This is a genomic window from Streptomyces sp. NPDC051822 (genome assembly GCF_044452745.1).
Taxonomy (GTDB): domain Bacteria; phylum Actinomycetota; class Actinomycetes; order Streptomycetales; family Streptomycetaceae; genus Streptomyces.
Genome location: NZ_JBITBZ010000005.1, coordinates 236,809 through 256,720 on the forward strand (window position 1 = coordinate 236,809; position 19,912 = coordinate 256,720).

Below are 19,912 nucleotides of genomic sequence, written 5' to 3' on the forward strand. Positions count from 1 at the left end.
GATGGACTCCTTCTTGCTTCGGCGAGGCCTGGAGGCCTGGAGGCTTACTTCTTGGAGGACGGGTGCTTGGGCCGCTGCTGGCCCTTGCGCTGACCGGACTTGCCCTGGCGGGAGCCTCCGGAGTTGGCACGGCTCGGACGCGCCGGCTTGTCGCCCGCCTCGTCCTTCGTCTCGTCCTTCGCGGCGGTCTTGGCCGGGCCCTGGGGCTTCTTCTCGAGCGAGGTGGTCGCCGTTTCGGCGGCCGGCTCGGAGTCCTCCTCGGTGTCCTTCACCGCGGCCTGCTGGGCAGCGGCGGCCTGGCGCTGGGCCTTGGTCTGGCGCTTGGGCTGCTGACGCCGTGCGGCGGCACCGCCCTCGGCCTCGGCCTCGATCGTGTCGCTCTTGATCACGGTGCCGTCGGGCTGGGCGGCGAAGCCGGCCTTGGTCAGGCCCGAGAAGAAGCGGCGCTCGTTCTCGTTGCGGTCGCTGCTGCTCTTGGCGACGATCACCTTCACGATGGTCTTGCGGCGCCGGCCGCGGACCTCGCCGTGGGTGGTGATGCTCTTCAGCAGACGCTGGAGGTAGGAGTCCTGCGCCTTGCTGCCCGGGGTCGGGTTCTGGTTGATCACGTACATCTGCTGGCCCATGGTCCACACGTTGGTGGTCAGCCAGTAGACGAGGACGCCGACGGGGAAGTTGATGCCCATGACGGCGAAGATCACCGGGAAGATGTACATGAGCATCTTCTGCTGCTGCATGTACGGGGTCTTCACCGAGAGGTCGACGTTCTTCATCATCAGCTGGCGCTGGGTGAAGAACTGCGACGCCGACATCATGATGATCATGATCGCGGTGACGATGCGGACCGACGTGATCGAGGCGTCGAGCGCGGCGACGGAGGCGGCGCTGTCCGTGAACTTCGAGGCGAGCGGGGCACCGAAGATGTGGGCCTGACGGGCGCTGGCGAGCAGCGGGCCGTCGATGACACCGACTTCCTTGCCCGAGGCGATCGAAGACAGCACGTGGTACAGGGCGAAGAAGAACGGCGACTGCGCCAGGATGGGAAGGCACGAGGAGAGCGGGTTGGTGCCCGTCTCCTTGTACAGCTTCATCATCTCTTCGGACTGACGCTGCTTGTCGCTCTTGTAGCGCTCCTGAATCGCCTTCATCTTCGGCTGGAGCGCCTGCATGTTCCGCGTCGACTTGATCTGCTTGACGAACAGCGGGATCAGACAGATACGGATCAGCACCACCAGGCACACGATCGACAGGCCCCAGGCCCAGCCCGTGTCAGGCCCGAAGATCGCCCCGAACAGCTTGTGGAACTGGACGATCACCCATGAGACAGGTGTGGTGATGAAGCTGAAAAAACTGGCAATCGTGTCCACTAATCAGGCTCCTTGAGCATTGGGCGAGGTCTCTGCGGCCGGGCTCGTCTCGGCGGTGGACCCGCCCTTGTCGCCGCGCAGCGCGTTCCTCAGCATTTCGTGCCAGCGGGGGCGCTTACGCGGGGGGACATGGTCCACACCGCCGGGCGACCACGGGTTGCACCGCAGGATGCGCCAGGCGGTCAGGGCCGTGCCCTTGATCGCGCCATGCCGGTCGATGGCCGTGAATCCGTAGTGGGAACACGACGGGTAGTACCGGCAGACGGGGCCCAGGAGCGGGCTGATCGTCCACTGGTACAGCTTGATGAGAGCCAGCAGCGGGTACTTCATCGCGCGCCCCCTCCCAGCAGCCGCTGAAGAGCGGCGTCCAGGTCTCGGGCCAGCTGTGCGTGGTCGGCGTCGCCGGCTCCGGGCAACGCCCGTACGACCACCAGGCTACCGGGGGGCAGCGCGGAGAGCCGGTCGCGGACGAGATGGCGCAGACGTCGCTTCACCTGGTTGCGTACGACCGCACCGCCCACGGCCTTGCTCACGACGAAACCCGCACGTGCCGGGGGAGCGCTCTCCCCAGGCGCGTGCGGGTCCGTTGCACCGCTGCGTAGGTGGACGACGAGGAGCGGGCGACCGGCCCGGCGCCCTCGGCGTACCGCGATTGCGAAGTCCTCGCGCCGCCTCAGCCGATTCTCGGTAGGCAGCACGTCATGACCCGTTTAAGCGGATCAGGCGGACAGCTCAGAGCGACCCTTGGAACGGCGGTTCGCAAGGATGGCTCGACCGGCACGCGTGCGCATGCGCAGGCGGAAGCCGTGGGTCTTCGCGCGACGACGGTTGTTCGGCTGGAAGGTGCGCTTGCTCACTCGGGGGCTCCAGAAATGATTCGGGTGGTGGCGGGACATCGCCTGGCTGTCACCGTGCGCCCACGAGTAGCTCGCATTCGCCCGAGTGCACCGCTTCGCGACCACAGATCGTGATCTTTGCCCATCGGAGGCAGGCGGCAGCAGCCATCGACAACTCGACCTGGTTACGGTACGCGCGGCTACGCCATCCGGTCAAACCGACCTGTCGCCAGCCTCCATTGTGCACAGGCTGTGGACAAAACTTGAACCACGTCAGCCGCCACGACTACCGTGGACGGACTCCACATCTTTTCCGTTCTGTCCTCACCTGTCCTCACGGACCTGTCCTCACGGACACCGACCCACCGTCCCCGAGAACCACACCATCGTGGGACCTGCGAGAAAGCGTGCCCCGTGGCTGACGTACCTGCCGATCTTGCCGCAGTGTGGCCACGGGTCATCGAGCACCTTCTCGCCGAGGGCCAGCAGGGGATCGAGCCGAAGGACAAGCAGTGGATCGAGCGCTGCCAGCCGCTCGCCCTGGTCGCCGACACGGCGCTGCTCGCCGTGCCCAACGAATGGGGCAAGCGCGTCCTCGAAGGACGGCTCGCGCCGTTGATCAGCGAGACCCTGAGCCGTGAGTGCGGTCGCCCGATCCGCATCGCGATCACCGTCGACGACTCCGTCGGCGAGCCGACGCCTCCCGCGCCGCCGCTGCAGCAGTCGCAGCAGTCCCGCTACGACGAGCGCGCGCAGCCCGAGCCGTACGAGAAGTACGACGGGTACGGCCACCGGCCGATGCCCGACGACGGGCTGCCCACCGCACGCCCGGCCTACCCGGACTACCCGCAGCAGCAGCGTCCCGACCCGGGCGCCTGGCCGCGCACCCAGGAGGACCTGTCCTGGCAGCAGCCCCGGATGGGCGGCTACCAGGAGCGGGCTCCGTACACCGGTCCCGAGCAGCCCCGGCAGTCGCGGTACGACGAGCCGCCCCGCGGATACGAGCAGCAGCGCCCCGAGCGCGGCGATCACTCCGACCCGCAGGGCCACGGCGCCCGTCCCGGTCCCCGGCCGGGCGGTCCCGGGCAGCGGCCGGGGGGCGTCCCGGGCGGCGGCCACGGTTCGCAGTCCTCCGGGCAGGGCTCCGGCGCCCCGGGTGAGCAGCACGCGCGGCTGAACCCCAAGTACCTCTTCGACACCTTCGTCATCGGTTCCTCGAACCGCTTCGCGCACGCGGCGGCGGTCGCGGTGGCCGAGGCGCCGGCGAAGGCGTACAACCCGCTCTTCATCTACGGGGAGTCGGGCCTCGGCAAGACCCACCTGCTGCACGCGATCGGGCACTACGCGCGGAGCCTCTACCCGGGTACGCGCGTGCGGTACGTGAGCTCCGAGGAGTTCACGAACGAGTTCATCAACTCGATCCGCGACGGCAAGGGCGACGCCTTCCGCAAGCGCTACCGCGACGTGGACATCCTGCTCGTCGACGACATCCAGTTCCTCGCGAGCAAGGAGTCGACGCAGGAGGAGTTCTTCCACACCTTCAACACCCTGCACAACGCGAACAAGCAGATCGTGCTCTCCTCGGACCGGCCGCCCAAGCAGCTGGTGACCCTGGAGGACCGGCTCCGCAACCGCTTCGAGTGGGGGCTCACCACCGATGTGCAGCCGCCCGAGCTGGAGACGCGCATCGCGATCCTCCGCAAGAAGGCGGTGCAGGAGCAGCTCAACGCCCCGCCGGAGGTACTGGAGTTCATCGCGTCCCGGATCTCGCGGAACATCCGTGAGCTGGAGGGCGCGCTGATCCGGGTGACGGCCTTCGCGAGCCTCAACCGGCAGCCGGTGGACCTGGGTCTGACCGAGATCGTCCTCAAGGACCTGATCCCGGGGGGCGAGGACTCGTCGCCGGAGATCACGGCGCCGGCGATCATGGCGGCGACGGCCGACTACTTCGGTCTGACGGTGGAGGACCTCTGCGGGTCCTCGCGCAGCCGGGTCCTGGTGACGGCACGGCAGATCGCCATGTACCTGTGCCGCGAGCTCACGGACCTGTCGCTGCCGAAGATCGGCGCGCAGTTCGGCGGCCGTGACCATACGACGGTGATGCACGCGGACCGGAAGATCCGCGCGTTGATGGCGGAGCGGCGCTCCATCTACAACCAGGTCACCGAGCTGACCAACCGCATCAAGAACGGCTGACGGACCGCTTCAGCGGCCCCCGAAGGGCGCCCCGGGACACCTCCCGGGGCGCCCTTCGGCGTTCCCGGGCCGTGAGCGAGGAGCCCGTTTCGGCCCTCACGGAGGGCTGCTCGGCGGCTCCGCGGGCCTTCCCCTGCGCCTGTACGCCGATCGGGCTGTTCGATTACTCCGTTTCGGTGGCGGGTTCTCCACAGATTGGGGGATGATCTCCCGTCCACAGGGTGGGGACTGTCGAGTTATCCGGAACGTGTCCACAGGCTGGCCTCCTGACAGATCATCACCCCAGGTCAGGCCCTTGTGGAATTGTTGGTAAAAGATCTCCACAGGCTGTGGATGAACTTTTCGTCCACAGGGGGCCCCCGCGGTTGTCCACCGGCAACCCACAGGGAAGGGCAGGTTGCCCACAGCTTCTCCACACCGCTGTCCACTGTTCGGCAACGAAACACCCCCGCTCACCGGCCCGAGTGAAAGCGGTCACACCAAGGGAGACGTTTGGGCTGTGGGGAACCTGGGGAAAGCTGGGGACAGCGCTGGGGAGAACTCCCCATGGCCTGTGTACCGGGTGTGCAGAACTTTCGGGTGTCCACAGAGAACCCCAGTTGTCCACCGGCTCCACCCACAGGCTCGGTGGACAAAAAACAGGACCTGACCTGCGAAAACGACGTTATCCACCGTTTCCACAGGCCCTACTACTACTCCCACTTAGAGTTAGCTAGGAATCCGCTTCGAAGTGGGGCCTGTGCACAACTCGGCGCCGGAACTCCGACGCGCCCTCGTCGCGACTTGACCCCGAGCCGCACCGAGTGTCGGCGGCGTACGTCAGACTGGTTCCCGCAGTCGACGAAGAGCCAGCAACAGCAGGAGGCGGTTCCGGTGAAGATCCGGGTGGAGCGCGATGTACTCGCGGAGGCGGTGGCCTGGGTGGCCCGTAGCCTTCCGGCCCGTCCGCCGGCGCCCGTTCTCGCGGGCCTTCTGCTGAAGGCCGAGGACGGCGCGCTGAGCTTCTCGAGCTTCGACTACGAGGTCTCGGCCCGCGTCTCCGTCGAGGCGGAGGTCGAGGAGGACGGCACCGTCCTAGTCTCCGGCCGGCTGCTCGCCGACATCTGCCGCGCCCTCCCCAACCGTCCGGTGGAGATTTCCACAGACGGTGTACGGGCGACCGTGGTCTGCGGCTCCTCCCGCTTCACCCTCCACACCCTGCCTGTGGAGGAGTACCCGGCGCTGCCGGAGATGCCCACCGCGACCGGCACCGTCCCCGGTGAGGTCTTCGCCTCCGCCGCGGCCCAGGTGGCCATCGCCGCCGGCCGTGACGACACGCTGCCCGTCCTCACCGGTGTGCGCATCGAGATCGAGGGCGACACGGTCACCCTGGCCTCCACCGACCGCTACCGCTTCGCGGTCCGCGAGTTCCTGTGGAAGCCGGAGTCCCCGGACGCCTCCGCGGTCGCCCTGGTGCCCGCGAAGACCCTCCTGGACACCGCAAAGGCGCTCACCAGCGGCGACACCGTCACCCTGGCGCTCTCGGGCTCCGGCAAGGGCGAGGGCCTGATCGGCTTCGAGGGCGCGGGCCGCCGCACCACCACCCGGCTGCTCGAAGGCGACCTGCCCAAGTACCGGACGCTCTTCCCCACCGAGTTCAACTCGGTCGCGGTGATCGAGACCGCCCCCTTCGTCGAGGCCGTGAAGCGTGTGGCCCTGGTGGCCGAGCGCAACACCCCGGTCCGGCTGAGCTTCGAGCAGGGCGTGCTGATCCTGGAGGCCGGCTCCAGCGACGACGCACAGGCTGTGGAGCGCGTGGACGCGCAGCTGGAGGGTGACGACATCTCGATCGCCTTCAACCCGACCTTCCTGCTCGACGGTCTGAGCGCGATCGACTCCCCGGTCGCCCAGCTCTCCTTCACGACCTCCACCAAGCCGGCGCTGCTCAGCGGCAAGCCGGCCGTGGACGCCGAGGCGGACGAGGCCTACAAGTACCTGATCATGCCGGTGCGACTCTCCGGCTGAGGCCCTGGCTGTCTACCCCGGGGGTCCGGGGGTCGCCCCCCGGGAAGGCCGCAGTATGCCGGTGCGACTCTCCGGCTGAGGCGGTTTTCGGGGCATCGCCTGAGCGGCTGACCCCACAGGTGTGCGCCGGGGTCCGGGCGTAGGCTCGGACCCGGGTAAACCGCACACGACGCTTAAGGAATCTCTGATGGAGCTCGGTCTCGTCGGTCTCGGCAAGATGGGCGGCAACATGCGTGAGCGCATCCGCCGCGCAGGCCACACCGTCATCGGATACGACCGCAACCCGGACCTCGCCGATGTCCACAGCCTCGAAGAGCTTGTGGGCAAGCTCAAGGGTCCGCGCGTCGTGTGGGTGATGGTCCCGGCCGGTGCCGCGACCCAGTCCACCGTCGACGAGCTGGCCGACCTGCTCTCCCCCGGCGACATCGTCGTGGACGGCGGGAACTCGCGCTGGACGGACGACGAGAAGCACGCCGAGGAGCTGGCGGCCAAGGGCATCGGCTTCGTCGACTGCGGCGTCTCCGGCGGTGTCTGGGGCCTGGAGAACGGCTACGCCCTGATGTACGGCGGCTCCGCCGAGGACGTGGCGAAGGTCCAGCCGATCTTCGACGCCCTCAAGCCCGAGGGCGAGTTCGGCTCGGTCCACGCGGGCAAGGTCGGCGCCGGCCACTTCGCGAAGATGGTCCACAACGGCATCGAGTACGCGATGATGCAGGCCTACGCCGAGGGCTGGGAGCTCCTGGAGAAGGTCGACTCCGTCACCGACGTGCGCGAGGTCTTCCGCTCCTGGCAGGAGGGCACGGTCATCCGTTCCTGGCTGCTGGACCTCGCGGTCAACGCGCTGGACGAGGACGAGCACCTGGACCAGCTGCGCGGCTTCGCTCAGGACTCCGGCGAGGGCCGGTGGACCGTCGAGGCCGCCATCGACAACGCCGTACCGCTGCCGGCGATCACCGCCTCGCTGTTCGCGCGGTTCGCCTCGCGTCAGGACGACTCCCCGCAGATGAAGATGATCGCCGCGCTGCGCAACCAGTTCGGCGGCCACGCGGTCGAGTCCAAGAAGTAATCCACAGGCTGTGCACCCCGCGGTGCGCAGCCGCCGGGGGAAGAAGGTCGGCGCCCAACCATGCACGTCACGCATCTCTCGCTGGCCGACTTCCGCTCCTACGCCCGGGTCGAGGTCCCGCTCGACCCGGGCGTCACCGCTTTCGTGGGCGCCAACGGCCAGGGGAAGACCAATCTGGTCGAGGCCGTCGGCTATCTCGCGACCCTCTCGAGCCACCGCGTCGCCTCCGACGCCCCGCTCGTCCGGATGGGGGCGGAGCGCGCGGTCATCCGAGCCGCCGTCACCCAGGGCGAGCGTTCCCAGCTGGTCGAGCTCGAACTCAACCCCGGCCGGTCCAACCGGGCCCGTATCAACAGGTCCTCGCAGGTCAAGCCGCGTGACGTGCTCGGCATCGTGCGGACCGTGCTGTTCGCGCCCGAGGACCTCGCCCTGGTCAAGGGCGACCCCGGCGAGCGCCGGCGCTTCCTCGACGAGCTGATCACGGCCCGCACGCCGCGGATGGCGGGCGTGCGCTCCGACTACGAGCGCGTGCTCAAGCAGCGCAACACACTTCTGAAGTCGGCCGCGATGGCACGGCGGCACGGCGGGCGCGGCATGGACCTGTCCACGCTCGACGTCTGGGACCAGCACCTGGCGCGGACCGGAGCCGAGCTGCTCGCCCAGCGGCTCGACCTGATCGCCGTACTGCAGCCGCTCGCCGACAAGGCGTACGACCAGCTCGCGCCGGCCGGCGGACCGATTCTGCTGGAGTACCGGCCCTCCGCGCCGGGCACCGGGCACACCCGCGAGGAGCTGTACGAGCAGCTGATCGCCGCGCTCGCGGAGGTGCGCAAGCAGGAGATCGAGCGGGGCGTCACGCTGGTCGGACCGCACCGCGACGAACTGCTGCTCAAGCTCGGCGACCTGCCGGCGAAGGGGTACGCCAGTCACGGCGAGTCCTGGTCGTACGCGCTGGCGCTGCGGCTCGCCTCGTACGACCTGCTGCGTTCCGAGGGCAACGAACCCGTCCTCGTCCTCGACGACGTGTTCGCCGAGCTGGACGCGCGGCGGCGCGAACGGCTCGCGGAGCTGGTGGCGGGCGGCGAGCAGGTCCTCGTGACGGCTGCTGTGGACGACGACGTACCCGGGGTGCTCGCGGGGACGCGGTACACGGTCGCCGGAGGGACGGTGGAGCGGGCATGAGCGACGAACAGCTTCCCCAGCCTGTGGACAAGCCGGCGGCTCCGCAGATCGCCGAGTCCTCGGGGGTCGATCTCGCACGGGTCGCGCTGCGCGCCGCCAAGGAACAGGCCAAGGCCAGGGGCGCGGCCGCCCAGCAGAAGAAGCAGGCCCGGCGCGGGGGCGGACTGCGCTCCGGCGCGCGCGCCGACGGGCGCGACCCCATGGCGCTCGGCGCGGCCATCAACCGGCTCATCACCGAGCGGGGCTGGGAGACGCCGGCGGCGGTCGGCGGGGTCATGGGCCGCTGGCCGCAGATCGTCGGCGAGGACCTTGCGAAGCACTGCGTACCGCTGAAGTACGACGAGGAGCCGGACGCGCGGGTGCTCACCGTGCAGTGCGACTCGACGGCCTGGGCCACGCAGCTGCGGCTGCTCGCGCCTCGGCTCGTCGCCCGGCTCAACGAGGACCTCGGGCACGGGACGGTGCGGGTGATCAAGGTGCTGGGGCCGGGGGCGCCTCGGCGGGGGTACGGGCCGCTCAGGGCGCCGGGGTCTGTCGGGCCCGGAGATACGTACGGCTAGAGCGCCGGGCCGCAGGGGTGCCGAGCGGTGCGTGCGGGCGGTACGGGGTGACGGTGCATGGGGTGCGGGTGCAAGCAGAGGGCGCTGCGCTAGGGGCGTTGTGCCCACCCTCCCCCAAGCTCTCGGCTTCGCTCGAGCAGGGGGCACCCCCATCGCCCCGGCGGAACGCATGCCCACAACGTGGGTTCGGAACGCGTGCCCACGACGTGGGGCGAACGGATCCGCGACGTGGTCGGAAGTCGGTGTCGGGGGTCCGCACAGCGCGCTACGGGTCGAAGCGCTGGGTGGCCGTCAGAGGGCTCTGAAGCCCCTGTCCGGATATGGGGAGTCGTCTCGCTCCCGGACAGGGCGGCACATGCGGACTCAGGGACCGGCAAACCCCCATGAGTGTCGGAGCTACCGGTAGACTGGGAGACAATCCCGCCACCCTGCGGAACATGTCGAACGACGCAGCCGCTCCCGTATGCCCGGAGAACGGCTTGTGCTGTGCCAGAAAGGGCGCTTCGTGGCCGATTCCGGCAACCCCAACGAGAACAACCAGTACACCGCCAGCAACATCCAGGTCCTCGAAGGCCTGGATGCGGTGCGCAAGCGCCCTGGCATGTACATCGGCTCGACCGGCGAGCGCGGTCTGCACCACATGGTGCAGGAGGTCGTCGACAACTCGGTCGACGAAGCCCTGGCCGGTCACGCGGACACCATCGACGTGACGATCCTGGCCGACGGCGCCGTGCGCGTCGTCGACAACGGCCGCGGTATCCCCGTCGGCATCGTCGCGTCCGAGGGCAAGCCGGCCGTCGAGGTCGTCCTGACCGTGCTGCACGCGGGCGGCAAGTTCGGCGGCGGCGGATACGCGGTCTCCGGCGGTCTGCACGGTGTCGGTGTCTCCGTCGTGAACGCCCTTTCCACCAAGATCGCCGTCGAGATCAAGACCGACGGCCACCGCTGGACCCAGGACTACAAGATGGGCGCCCCCACCGCGCCCCTCGAGCAGCACGAGGCGACCGAGGAGACCGGTACCTCGGTCACCTTCTGGGCCGACCCGGACATCTTCGAGACCACCGAGTACTCCTTCGAGACGCTCGCGCGCCGCTTCCAGGAGATGGCCTTCCTCAACAAGGGCCTCACCCTGACGCTCACGGACGAGCGCGAGTCGGCGAAGGCCACGGTCGGTGCGGACGACCCCGAGGCGGAGGCCGCCGAGCCCACCGCCCGCACGGTGAAGTACCACTACGAGGGCGGCATCGTCGACTTCGTGAAGTACCTCAACTCGCGCAAGGGCGAGCTGATCCACCCCACCGTGATCGACCTCGAGGCCGAGGACAAGGACAAGGCCCTCTCCCTCGAAGTCGCGATGCAGTGGAACAGCGGCTACAGCGAGGGCGTGTACTCCTTCGCCAACATCATCCACACCCACGAGGGCGGCACGCACGAGGAGGGTTTCCGTGCGGCGCTGACCTCGCTGATCAACAAGTACGCGCGCGACAAGAAGTTCCTCCGCGAGAAGGACGACAACCTCACGGGCGACGACATCCGCGAGGGTCTGACCGCGATCATCTCGGTCAAGCTGAGCGAGCCGCAGTTCGAGGGCCAGACCAAGACCAAGCTGGGCAACACGGAGGCGAAGACCTTCGTCCAGAAGGCGGTCTACGAGCACCTCAACGACTGGCTCGACCGCAACCCGGTCGAGGCCGCGGACATCATCCGCAAGTCGATCCAGGCCGCCACCGCGCGCGTGGCCGCCCGCAAGGCGCGCGACCTGACCCGCCGCAAGGGGCTCCTGGAGTCGGCCTCGCTGCCGGGCAAGCTGTCCGACTGCCAGTCGAACGACCCCGCCAAGTGCGAGATCTTCATCGTCGAGGGTGACTCCGCAGGCGGCTCGGCCAAGTCCGGCCGCAACCCGATGTACCAGGCCATCCTGCCGATCCGAGGCAAGATCCTGAACGTCGAGAAGGCCCGGATCGACAAGATCCTGCAGAACACCGAGGTCCAGGCCCTGATCTCGGCCTTCGGCACCGGTGTGCACGAGGACTTCGACATCGAGAAGCTCCGCTATCACAAGATCATCCTGATGGCGGACGCCGACGTCGACGGTCAGCACATCAACACCCTGCTGCTCACCTTCCTCTTCCGCTTCATGCGCCCGCTGGTCGAGGCCGGTCACGTCTACCTCTCCCGCCCGCCGCTCTACAAGATCAAGTGGGGCAGGGACGACTTCGAGTACGCGTACTCGGACCGGGAGCGGGACGCGCTCGTCACGCTCGGCAAGCAGAACGGCAAGCGGATCAAGGAAGACTCGATCCAGCGCTTCAAGGGTCTCGGTGAGATGAACGCCGAGGAGCTGCGCGTCACGACCATGGACGTCGAGCACCGCGTGCTCGGCCAGGTCACCCTGGACGACGCGGCGCAGGCCGACGACCTGTTCTCGGTGCTGATGGGCGAGGACGTCGAGGCGCGGCGCTCGTTCATCCAGCGCAACGCCAAGGACGTTCGCTTCCTCGACATCTGAGTCGGTCTCAGCTGACCGTACGAAAGGACTGACGACCAGCAATGGCCGACGAAATCACTCCCGGCACCACCGAAGAGCAGGGCCCCGTGGTCCGCATCGAGCCCGTCGGGCTCGAGACCGAGATGCAGCGTTCGTACCTCGACTACGCGATGTCCGTCATCGTGTCCCGCGCGCTGCCCGACGTACGGGACGGCCTCAAGCCCGTCCACCGTCGCGTGCTGTACGCGATGTACGACGGCGGCTACCGGCCCGAGAAGGGCTTCTACAAGTGCGCCCGCGTCGTCGGTGACGTCATGGGTACGTACCACCCGCACGGCGACTCCTCGATCTACGACGCGCTCGTCCGCCTCGCCCAGCCCTGGTCGATGCGGATGCCGCTCGTCGACTCCAACGGCAACTTCGGTTCCCCGGGCAACGACCCGGCCGCCGCCATGCGGTACACCGAGTGCAAGATGATCCCGCTGTCGATGGAGATGCTCCGGGACATCGACGAGGAGACCGTCGACTTCCAGGACAACTACGACGGCCGCAACCAGGAGCCGACCGTCCTGCCGGCCCGGTTCCCTAACCTGCTGGTCAACGGCTCCGCCGGCATCGCCGTCGGTATGGCGACCAACATCCCGCCGCACAACCTGCGCGAGGTCGCGGCCGGCGCCCAGTGGGCCCTGGAGCACCCCGAGGCCACCCACGAGGAGCTCCTCGACGCCCTGATCGAGCGGATCAAGGGCCCGGACTTCCCCACCGGCGCGCTCGTCGTCGGCCGCAAGGGCATCGAGGAGGCATACCGCACCGGCCGTGGCTCCATCACGATGCGCGCGGTCGTCGAGGTCGAGGAGATCCAGAACCGCCAGTGCCTGGTGGTCACGGAGCTGCCGTACCAGACCAACCCGGACAACCTCGCGCAGAAGATCGCCGACCTGGTGAAGGACGGCAAGATCGGCGGCATCGCCGACGTCCGCGACGAGACCTCGTCCCGGACCGGCCAGCGCCTCGTCATCGTGCTCAAGCGCGACGCCGTCGCCAAGGTCGTACTGAACAACCTCTACAAGCACACCGACCTGCAGACGAACTTCGGCGCGAACATGCTGGCGCTCGTCGACGGCGTGCCGCGCACCCTCTCGCTCGACGCGTTCATCCGCCACTGGGTGACGCACCAGATCGAGGTCATCGTCCGCCGGACCAAGTTCCGGCTGCGCAAGGCCGAGGAGCGCGCCCACATCCTGCGCGGTCTGCTCAAGGCTCTCGACGCCATCGACGAGGTCATCGCCCTCATCCGGCGCAGCGACACCGTCGAGATCGCCCGCGGCGGCCTGATGGACCTGCTGCAGATCGACGAGATCCAGGCCAACGCGATCCTGGAGATGCAGCTCCGCCGGCTCGCCGCCCTGGAGCGCCAGAAGATCGTCGCCGAGCACGACGAGCTCCAGGCGAAGATCAACGAGTACAACGCGATCCTGGCCTCCCCGGAGCGCCAGCGCTCGATCGTCAGCGAGGAGCTGGCCGCGCTCGTCGAGAAGTTCGGCGACGACCGCCGCTCCAAGCTCGTGCCCTTCGACGGTGACATGTCCATCGAGGACCTGATCGCCGAGGAGGACATCGTCGTCACCATCTCGCGCGGTGGCTACGTGAAGCGGACGAAGACCGAGGACTACCGCTCGCAGAAGCGCGGCGGCAAGGGCGTGCGGGGCACGAAGCTGAAGCAGGACGACATCGTCGACCACTTCTTCGTCTCCACGACCCACCACTGGCTGCTCTTCTTCACCAACAAGGGCCGGGTCTACCGGGTCAAGGCGTACGAGCTGCCCGACGCCGGCCGGGACGCGCGCGGCCAGCACGTGGCCAACCTGCTCGCCTTCCAGCCGGACGAGCAGATCGCCCAGATCCTGGCGATCCGCGACTACGAGGCCGCGCCGTACCTGGTGCTCGCCACCAAGGCCGGCCTGGTCAAGAAGACCGCGCTGAAGGACTACGACTCGCCTCGTTCGGGCGGTGTCATCGCGATCAACCTCCGGGAGACGGAGGACGGCGGCGACGACGAGCTGATCGGCGCGGAACTGGTCTCGGCCGAGGACGACCTGCTGCTCATCAGCAAGAAGGCGCAGTCGATCCGCTTCACCGCCACCGACGACGCGCTGCGTCCGATGGGACGCGCCACCTCGGGTGTCAAGGGGATGAGTTTCCGCGCCGACGACGAACTGCTCTCGATGAATGTCGTCCGGCCGGGTACGTTCGTCTTCACCGCGACCGACGGCGGGTACGCGAAGCGCACCCCCGTCGACGAGTACCGCGTCCAGGGCCGTGGCGGCCTCGGTATCAAGGCCGCCAAGATCGTGGAGGACCGTGGCTCTCTCGTGGGCGCGCTGGTGGTCGAGGAGACGGACGAGATCCTCGCCATCACGCTGTCCGGCGGTGTGATTCGTACGCGAGTCAACGAAGTCAGGGAGACCGGCCGTGACACCATGGGCGTCCAGCTGATCAACCTGGGCAAGCGCGATGCCGTCGTCGGCATCGCACGGAACGCCGAGGCCGGCAGCGAGGACGAGGACGCCGACGACGCGGACGAGATCGGCGGCGCCGAAGACGCCGTGGAGGCGTCCGAGGACGTGGTGGTCGAGACCGAGGCGGTCGGGACCGAGGCAGTCGAGGGCACGGAGCCCTCGGCCGGGGAGCACGAGGAGTAAGAGCGTGAGTGGAGCCACGGGCGCCGGATCGGCGGCCGCCGGAGCTTCTGCTGGTGCTGGAGCGAACGGCGCCCGTGGCCCCGCCACGGACTCCCAGGGGGTTGCGGTGACGGACACTCGAGGGCAGCAGCCCTCGTACGAGACCTACAACGGGCCGCTGCCCGGCGAGCGTGCGGGCACGCAGCAGCCGGGCGGGCCGTATCACCCGCCGCAGGCGTACGGCGCTCAGGCGCCGGGCGGCACGGCGGGCGGCCAGACCGGGGCCGTACGCCGGCCGCGTACGGGGGCGAGCACGACGCCCCGTACGCGCAAGGCGCGGCTGCGGGTGGCCAAGGCGGATCCGTGGTCGGTGATGAAGGTGAGCTTCCTGCTCTCCATCGCGCTGGGCATCTGCACGGTCGTCGCCGCGGCGGTGCTGTGGATGGTCATGGACGCCATGGGCGTGTTCTCGACGGTCGGCGGGACGATCAGCGAGGCCACGGGCTCGAACGAGTCCAACGGCTTCGACCTGCAGTCGTTCCTCTCGCTGCCCCGGGTCCTGATGTTCACCTCGGTGATCGCCGTGATCGACGTGGTCCTGATGACCGCCCTGGCGACGCTGGGCGCGTTCATCTACAACCTGTCGGCCGGCTTCGTCGGCGGTGTGGAGCTCACGCTCGCCGAGGACGAGTAGGACGCGCGGGGCCGGTCCGGGAACGGATTTTGGGACTGGCCCCCACGTGCGCTAATCTTCAGGAGTCAGCGCGCGGGACACACACCGCAAAGCGCGGCGGGGCTATAGCTCAGTTGGTTAGAGCGCATCCCTGATAAGGATGAGGCCACAGGTTCAAATCCTGTTAGCCCCACAGTATCGATCGACCCGGACGGTTACTCCGTCCGGGTCGATTTCGTTTGTCCCGGGCCTGGTCGGTGACCTCCGGGGCGCGTCGGGGGTTTGAAGCTCGCACAGGTCACCGATCGGTATCGGTCGATGTGTAGAGTGGGCGTCAGAAGTCTCCTACGTCAACGAAAGACGAGGTCGCGCGGTGAAGAAGCTGCTCCTGGTCGCACTGGCCGCCATCGGCGGGCTCCTCGTGTACCGCCAGATCCAGGCGGATCGCGCCGAGCAGGACCTGTGGACGGAGGCGACCGACTCCGTGCCCGCAGGTTCGGGTGTCTGAGACGAAGACCGTCTGTGGGTGAAGCCCCGGCCGCGCGTGAGCGGGCCGGGGCTTTGCTTTGCCTGAGCAAATTGTCGACTTGCTTAAGTGAAGGGGTGGAGGGCGCGTGAAGACGCAGGCCGGGATCGGTCGGAGGGCGGGGGCCCTGATCACGGCGGCCGCGGCGGTGGGAACGGTCGCGGCGCTGCCCGGTCAGGCGGTGGCGCTGCCCGGTCAGGTGGCGGCGCCGGGGAGGGCCTTGTCCGTTGAAGGGGCCCCTTTGCCGCCGTACACCTTCGACAGTGCGGCGCAGCGGGTCCAGGGGGCCGTTTCGAGCTCCGACGCCGTGCCGCTGAAGACCGGGCAGACCTACCGCGACACGCTCAGGAAGGACGGCAAGGTCTACTACCGGGTCGACCTCGACGACAAGCGGAACGCGTACGTCTCCGTGGTCGCCGTCCCCAGGAGCGGCGGCAAGGTCGAGTACGGCGACGGCGTCAAGATCAGCATGCAGGACGGCTCCGGCACCGAATGCGGCTACCAGCAGGTGAACTTCTCCTCGGCCGAGTACACCCGGCCGCTCGCCGCGTACGCCCGCCGGATCGTCGACGCCGACAGCTCCAGCTGCCAGCGCGCGGGCGCCTACTACGTGCTCGTCGAGCGGGAGTCGAAGCCGACCTCCGGCCAGGAGGACTGGGACCTGGAGATCCGGTACGCGGCCGAGCCCGGCCTGAAGAAGGCCGGGCCGACCGAACTGCCCGAGGTCTGGGCCTCCGGCACGCCCGCGCCGCCCGCGAGCGAGCCCGTGAAGCGGCAGGGCGGCTCCGGGATCCATGACGCCACCTCGCTGACGCAGGGCGAGTGGCGGTCCGACATCCGGCCGGGACAGACGCTGTTCTACCGGGTGCCGGTCGACTGGGGGCAGCAGCTCTTCGCCAGCGCCGAACTCGGCAGCAGCGCCAGCGGTGACGAGTACGTCGGCAACGCCCTGGTCCTCTCCCTGGAGAACCCGGCGCTCGGACACGTCGACGAGAAGACCGCCAGCTACGACGGGAAGCCCTCGACCCTGGAGCTGGACGCGCTGCGGCCGGTGGCCCACGAGAACCGCACCTCGTACCAGGACGCCACCAGCGGCATGCGGTTCGCCGGCTGGTACTACCTGGCGGCCACGCTCAGCCCGGAGATCGCCGCGGAGTACGGGGACAAGGCGGTGCCGCTGACCCTGCGGGTCTCCGTACGGGGCAGTGCGAAGCCGGGACCCGGCTACGACGGGGACCCGGGGCCGTTCAAGGTGACCGCCGACGACAAGGAGGCCGCCGCGAACGGCGCCAGTGGGGCGCGTGCGGCGGAGCGGAACGGCTCCATGGAGGTCGTCGCGATGGCCGGGATCGGCAGCGGGACGGTGCTGCTGCTCGGCCTCGGCGCGTGGACGCTGGTGGCGCGGCGGCGGGCGGCGTAGGGCCTTTTCGCGGGGCTGCGGGCGGCGTAGGGGCCTTTCGCGGGGCCGCGGGCGGATCGCTCGCGCGGGGCTCAGGTCTGGCCGAGGGCCCAGAAGCCGACCGCGAAGCACGCAAGGGCGAGCAGGAGGACCGGGATCGTCACCTTCGGGGGCGGTCCCGGTCGGCGTACCGGGGCGGGTGGGGTGGGCTGCCCGGGAACCTGATCGGGGTGAGCGGTGTATGGATAAGTGGGGGCTTGTCCGTACGGAACTCCCGCGGTGGGGGTCTGTTCGAAGGAGGGGGTCGGGTGGGTGACCGGTGGGGGCAGATGGAAGCTGCCCGTCTCCGAGGGGCCGTGCTTGGCCTGGTACTGCGGCTGTGGGGGCTGTTGCCGGGGCGGTGCGGGCGGCGTGGGTGGCGTCGACGGTACGGCGGCCGGGGGCCGGCCCTGGGCGGCCTGAGCGGCACCGGGGGCCACCGCGTCGGAGGGGCCCGTGGGGCCCTGGGGGCCGAAGCCCGGCGGGAGGGGGCCGAGCTGGTCGAAGATCTCGACCGGCTGCTCGTCGGCGCTCGGTTCGGGGAGCATCTCGACGGCGGCGGTCAGCGCCTTGCGCGCGCCCGTGGCCGTCCGGAAGCGGGCCTGCGGGTCGGGCTGGAGCAGTCCGGCGATGACCTGCCACAGGGGCTCCGGGATGCCCTCGGGGGCGCTCGGAGTGCCGTACGCGCGGAAGTGCTCGACGAGGGCCTGGGAGTCCGGCCTGCGGCCCTGGAGGAGGTAGAGCGCGACCAGGCCGACGGCGAAGAGGTCGGCGGTGAAGTCGGGCTCGGCGCCGAGGAGCTGCTCGGGCGCGAAATACCCGGGCGTGCCCACGACGTAGTTGGTCTCGGTCAGGCGCGGCTCGCCCTTGCGCATGGAGATGCCGAAGTCGGACAGCCGCAGGTGCGGCCGTCCGGTGCCGGTGACGTCCATGAGGATGTTCGCGGGCTTGATGTCCCGGTGCACGACCCCCTCGGCGTGCACCGTGGACAAGCCCGAGAGCAGCTGGTCGAGCAGGACGCAGACGAACCGGGGCGGCAGCGGGCCGTAGTCGCCGATGACGTGGGCGAGAGAGCCGCCGGCGACCAGGTCCATGGTGAACAGGACCTTGTCGTCGTCGGCGGCCCAGCTGGCCGGGGCCAGGACGTGCGGGTGATCGATCCGCAGCGCCTGCTCGCGGACGAAGCGGAGCAGGGTGTGCGCGTCGCTCTGCAACAGCACCTTGGCCGCCACGTAGCGGCGGCGCCGGTGGTCCCAGGCACGCCATACCGCGCCCGCCCCGCCCCGCCCGATCGGATCGACCAGCTCGTACCGTCCGGCGAAGACCTCACCCATCGTGCTGCGCCCGCTCCCCGTCGATTCGTCTCTCGGCGATGCCGGCCGGCCGCCGACCGCGTCAGTTCTGGTGCGACTCGTAGTGCGCGACCGCGTCCGCGGTGCGCCCGGCGCCGTACACCCGGAGGAACTCTGCCAGTTCCGGGTGGGCGGGGGCGAGGGAGTCGGCCGCGTCGATGATGTCGCCCGCCGCCGCTACGGAGCGCAGCAGCGACTGGATCTCGCGGACCACCCGGCGGACGGTCGGAGCGCCGGAGCCGGTGCTGGTGTTAACCGTGCTGGTGAGGACGGAGCCGCCCTGCGACTTCTTGACCTCGTCCATGCGGTCGGTGGCCTCGGCGGCGCTGACAGTGCCGTCGGCGACCTGCACGGCGAGCTCCTGGAGGGCTTGGACGCGCTGGACGACGGCCGGGTTGCCGATCTTGGCGCGCTGGCCGCTCATCAGCTGGGACAGCATGGGCGCGGACAGCCCGAGCACGGCCGCGAGCCTGGCCTGATTGAGCCCGAGATCGTCGATCAGCCGGCGGAAGAGCGCCCCCAGCGGCTCTCCGTACCAACTGCGCTGAAGCTCTCTGGCTCTAGCCGTGGCTTCCTGCTGCGCTGCGTCCATCACTTCTCCCCATCCCTGCGGTTCGCCACTGCGAACCTCGATCAGCATCTTACGGAGAGTGGTCGCTGACCGGGAGTCCCAATCCTTTTGCCGGACATGGGGGGTGACCCGGTACGCTGTCCTCGTTCCGGGGCCTTAGCTCAGTTGGTAGAGCGCTGTCTTTGCATGGCAGATGTCAGGGGTTCGACTCCCCTAGGCTCCACCGGTGAATGCCCTCTGAACTGCGAAAACGCAGTTCAGAGGGCATTTTTCGTGTCAGGGGCCAGACCTGGCTTGACCTGAACCTTGGTTCAACTCCTAGCGTGCTGCCCAGTCGAGAAGTCGTCGGAACCGCCGACCTCATGGGGGAAACAGCCGTGCCCGAGAAGCGCCTGCGTATCGCCGTCGTCATCGCCAGTGTCCGGGAGGGACGGTTCGGGCCGGTCGTCGCGCGCTGGTTCGTCGACCAGCTGGGCGAGCACGCCGACCTGGAGGTGGACACGATCGACCTCGCCGAGGTGGGGCTGCCGATGGCCTTCCCCGCGTTCGGTGCCCAGCCGGCCGGGGACACCGCCGTGGCCGCCGAGGCGGTGCGCGGACGGCTCGCGGCGGCCGACGCCTTCGTCGTCGTCACGCCCGAGTACAACCACAGCTTCCCTGCCTCGGTGAAGAACCTCATCGACTGGCACAACGTCGAGTGGCACGCCAAGCCCGTCGGCTTCGTCTCCTACGGCGGGATGGCCGGTGGTCTGCGCGCCGTCGAGCAGCTCCGCCCCGTCTTCGCCGAGGTCCACGCGGTCACCGTCCGGGACACCGTCAGCTTCCACAACGCCTGGTCGCAGTTCGACGCGGACGGCGCGCCGACCGACGCGGAGAGCTGTGGCAGCGCGGCCAAGCTGATGATCGACCGGCTGCGGTGGTGGGCGGTGGCGCTCAGCGAGGCGCGCGCCGTCAGCCCGTACACGGTGTGAC

The 19,912-nt window shown here is 69.2% G+C and carries 17 protein-coding genes and 2 tRNA genes; 13 read left to right on the plus strand and 6 right to left on the minus strand.

Features of this window, described 5'->3' with window-relative positions; genetic code table 11:
- Positions 1-44 precede the first annotated feature (44 nt).
- Genes yidC through rpmH form a run of 4 tightly spaced genes read right to left on the minus strand, consistent with a single transcriptional unit; the run spans position 45 to position 2,224 of the window.
- Entirely contained in the window at positions 45-1,367 is a 1,323-nt protein-coding gene (gene yidC / locus ACIA8N_RS18490; protein WP_365776689.1) for a membrane protein insertase YidC, read from the minus strand.
- Positions 1,368-1,370: 3 nt separating this feature from the next.
- Positions 1,371-1,697, minus strand: coding sequence for a membrane protein insertion efficiency factor YidD (gene yidD / locus ACIA8N_RS18495; protein WP_015034858.1), 327 nt, complete (start codon positions 1,695-1,697; stop codon positions 1,371-1,373).
- Positions 1,694-2,065 (minus strand): ribonuclease P protein component, encoded by a 372-nt coding sequence (rnpA, locus tag ACIA8N_RS18500; RefSeq protein ID WP_365776691.1) that lies wholly within the window; start codon positions 2,063-2,065, stop codon positions 1,694-1,696. The genes yidD and rnpA overlap by 4 nt, the downstream gene beginning before the upstream one ends.
- A gap of 21 nt (positions 2,066-2,086) precedes the next feature.
- On the minus strand, positions 2,087-2,224 hold the full coding sequence (gene rpmH / locus ACIA8N_RS18505) for a 50S ribosomal protein L34 (RefSeq protein ID WP_030205020.1): 138 nt from the start codon (positions 2,222-2,224) through the stop codon (positions 2,087-2,089).
- 393 nt (positions 2,225-2,617) lie between these two features.
- Between rpmH and dnaA the strand changes: the two genes are divergently transcribed.
- From dnaA to ACIA8N_RS18560, 11 genes are all read left to right on the plus strand, one after another.
- Positions 2,618-4,399: a chromosomal replication initiator protein DnaA gene (gene dnaA, locus ACIA8N_RS18510; RefSeq protein WP_365776694.1), complete on the plus strand. Its 1,782-nt coding sequence runs from the start codon at positions 2,618-2,620 to the stop codon at positions 4,397-4,399.
- Positions 4,400-5,272: 873 nt separating this feature from the next.
- Positions 5,273-6,403, plus strand: coding sequence for a DNA polymerase III subunit beta (gene dnaN, locus ACIA8N_RS18515; protein WP_030205035.1), 1,131 nt, complete (start codon positions 5,273-5,275; stop codon positions 6,401-6,403).
- A 187-nt stretch (positions 6,404-6,590) separates the two neighbouring features.
- Entirely contained in the window at positions 6,591-7,469 is an 879-nt protein-coding gene (gnd, locus tag ACIA8N_RS18520) for a phosphogluconate dehydrogenase (NAD(+)-dependent, decarboxylating) (RefSeq protein ID WP_031127006.1), read from the plus strand.
- Between the two features lie 60 nt (positions 7,470-7,529).
- Positions 7,530-8,651: a DNA replication/repair protein RecF gene (gene recF, locus ACIA8N_RS18525; protein ID WP_365776696.1), complete on the plus strand. Its 1,122-nt coding sequence runs from the start codon at positions 7,530-7,532 to the stop codon at positions 8,649-8,651.
- Positions 8,648-9,211, plus strand: a complete 564-nt coding sequence (locus ACIA8N_RS18530; RefSeq protein ID WP_365776698.1) for a DciA family protein — start codon at positions 8,648-8,650, stop codon at positions 9,209-9,211. The genes recF and ACIA8N_RS18530 overlap by 4 nt, the downstream gene beginning before the upstream one ends.
- Before the next feature lie 481 nt (positions 9,212-9,692).
- Positions 9,693-11,720 (plus strand): DNA topoisomerase (ATP-hydrolyzing) subunit B, encoded by a 2,028-nt coding sequence (gene gyrB, locus ACIA8N_RS18535; RefSeq protein ID WP_365776700.1) that lies wholly within the window; start codon positions 9,693-9,695, stop codon positions 11,718-11,720.
- Positions 11,721-11,761: 41 nt separating this feature from the next.
- Positions 11,762-14,401 carry a DNA gyrase subunit A gene (gene gyrA / locus ACIA8N_RS18540; RefSeq protein WP_365776702.1) on the plus strand — a complete coding sequence of 880 codons (2,640 nt, stop codon included), beginning with the start codon at positions 11,762-11,764 and terminating at the stop codon, positions 14,399-14,401.
- A 106-nt stretch (positions 14,402-14,507) separates the two neighbouring features.
- The gene (locus tag ACIA8N_RS18545) at positions 14,508-15,074 is read left to right on the plus strand and encodes a DUF3566 domain-containing protein (protein ID WP_365776704.1); all 567 of its coding nucleotides are present in this window, start codon (positions 14,508-14,510) and stop codon (positions 15,072-15,074) included.
- 98 nt (positions 15,075-15,172) lie between these two features.
- A tRNA-Ile gene (locus ACIA8N_RS18550) sits at positions 15,173-15,246 on the plus strand.
- Between the two features lie 180 nt (positions 15,247-15,426).
- Entirely contained in the window at positions 15,427-15,561 is a 135-nt protein-coding gene (locus ACIA8N_RS18555) for a DLW-39 family protein (RefSeq protein WP_003958712.1), read from the plus strand.
- A 106-nt stretch (positions 15,562-15,667) separates the two neighbouring features.
- On the plus strand, positions 15,668-16,999 hold the full coding sequence (locus ACIA8N_RS18560) for a hypothetical protein (RefSeq protein ID WP_365776707.1): 1,332 nt from the start codon (positions 15,668-15,670) through the stop codon (positions 16,997-16,999).
- Between the two features lie 71 nt (positions 17,000-17,070).
- On the opposite strand, the gene ACIA8N_RS18565 is transcribed toward ACIA8N_RS18560, so the two are convergent.
- The gene (locus ACIA8N_RS18565; protein WP_365776709.1) at positions 17,071-18,351 is read right to left on the minus strand and encodes a serine/threonine-protein kinase; all 1,281 of its coding nucleotides are present in this window, start codon (positions 18,349-18,351) and stop codon (positions 17,071-17,073) included.
- Positions 18,352-18,412: 61 nt separating this feature from the next.
- A complete protein-coding gene (locus ACIA8N_RS18570) occupies positions 18,413-18,961 on the minus strand; it encodes a DNA-binding protein (protein WP_365776711.1) in 549 nt (182 codons plus the stop codon).
- Positions 18,962-19,090: 129 nt separating this feature from the next.
- Between ACIA8N_RS18570 and ACIA8N_RS18575 the strand changes: the two genes are divergently transcribed.
- Positions 19,091-19,163: transfer RNA gene (locus tag ACIA8N_RS18575), tRNA-Ala, on the plus strand.
- 139 nt (positions 19,164-19,302) lie between these two features.
- Positions 19,303-19,911, plus strand: coding sequence for an NAD(P)H-dependent oxidoreductase (locus ACIA8N_RS18580; protein ID WP_365777617.1), 609 nt, complete (start codon positions 19,303-19,305; stop codon positions 19,909-19,911).
- Position 19,912 lies beyond the last annotated feature (1 nt).

Bases quoted from the DNA above. Each gene is read 5' to 3' on its own strand.
- yidD (WP_015034858.1), bottom strand. From the start codon at position 1,697: ATGAAGTACCCGCTGCTGGCTCTCATCAAGCTGTACCAGTGGACGATC.
- gnd (WP_031127006.1), top strand. From the start codon at position 6,591: ATGGAGCTCGGTCTCGTCGGTCTCGGCAAGATGGGCGGCAACATGCGT.
- ACIA8N_RS18580 (WP_365777617.1), top strand. From the start codon at position 19,303: ATGGGGGAAACAGCCGTGCCCGAGAAGCGCCTGCGTATCGCCGTCGTC.
- ACIA8N_RS18570 (WP_365776711.1), bottom strand. From the start codon at position 18,961: ATGGACGCAGCGCAGCAGGAAGCCACGGCTAGAGCCAGAGAGCTTCAG.
- gyrA (WP_365776702.1), top strand. From the start codon at position 11,762: ATGGCCGACGAAATCACTCCCGGCACCACCGAAGAGCAGGGCCCCGTG.
- ACIA8N_RS18530 (WP_365776698.1), top strand. From the start codon at position 8,648: ATGAGCGACGAACAGCTTCCCCAGCCTGTGGACAAGCCGGCGGCTCCG.
- ACIA8N_RS18565 (WP_365776709.1), bottom strand. From the start codon at position 18,351: ATGGGTGAGGTCTTCGCCGGACGGTACGAGCTGGTCGATCCGATCGGG.
- recF (WP_365776696.1), top strand. From the start codon at position 7,530: ATGCACGTCACGCATCTCTCGCTGGCCGACTTCCGCTCCTACGCCCGG.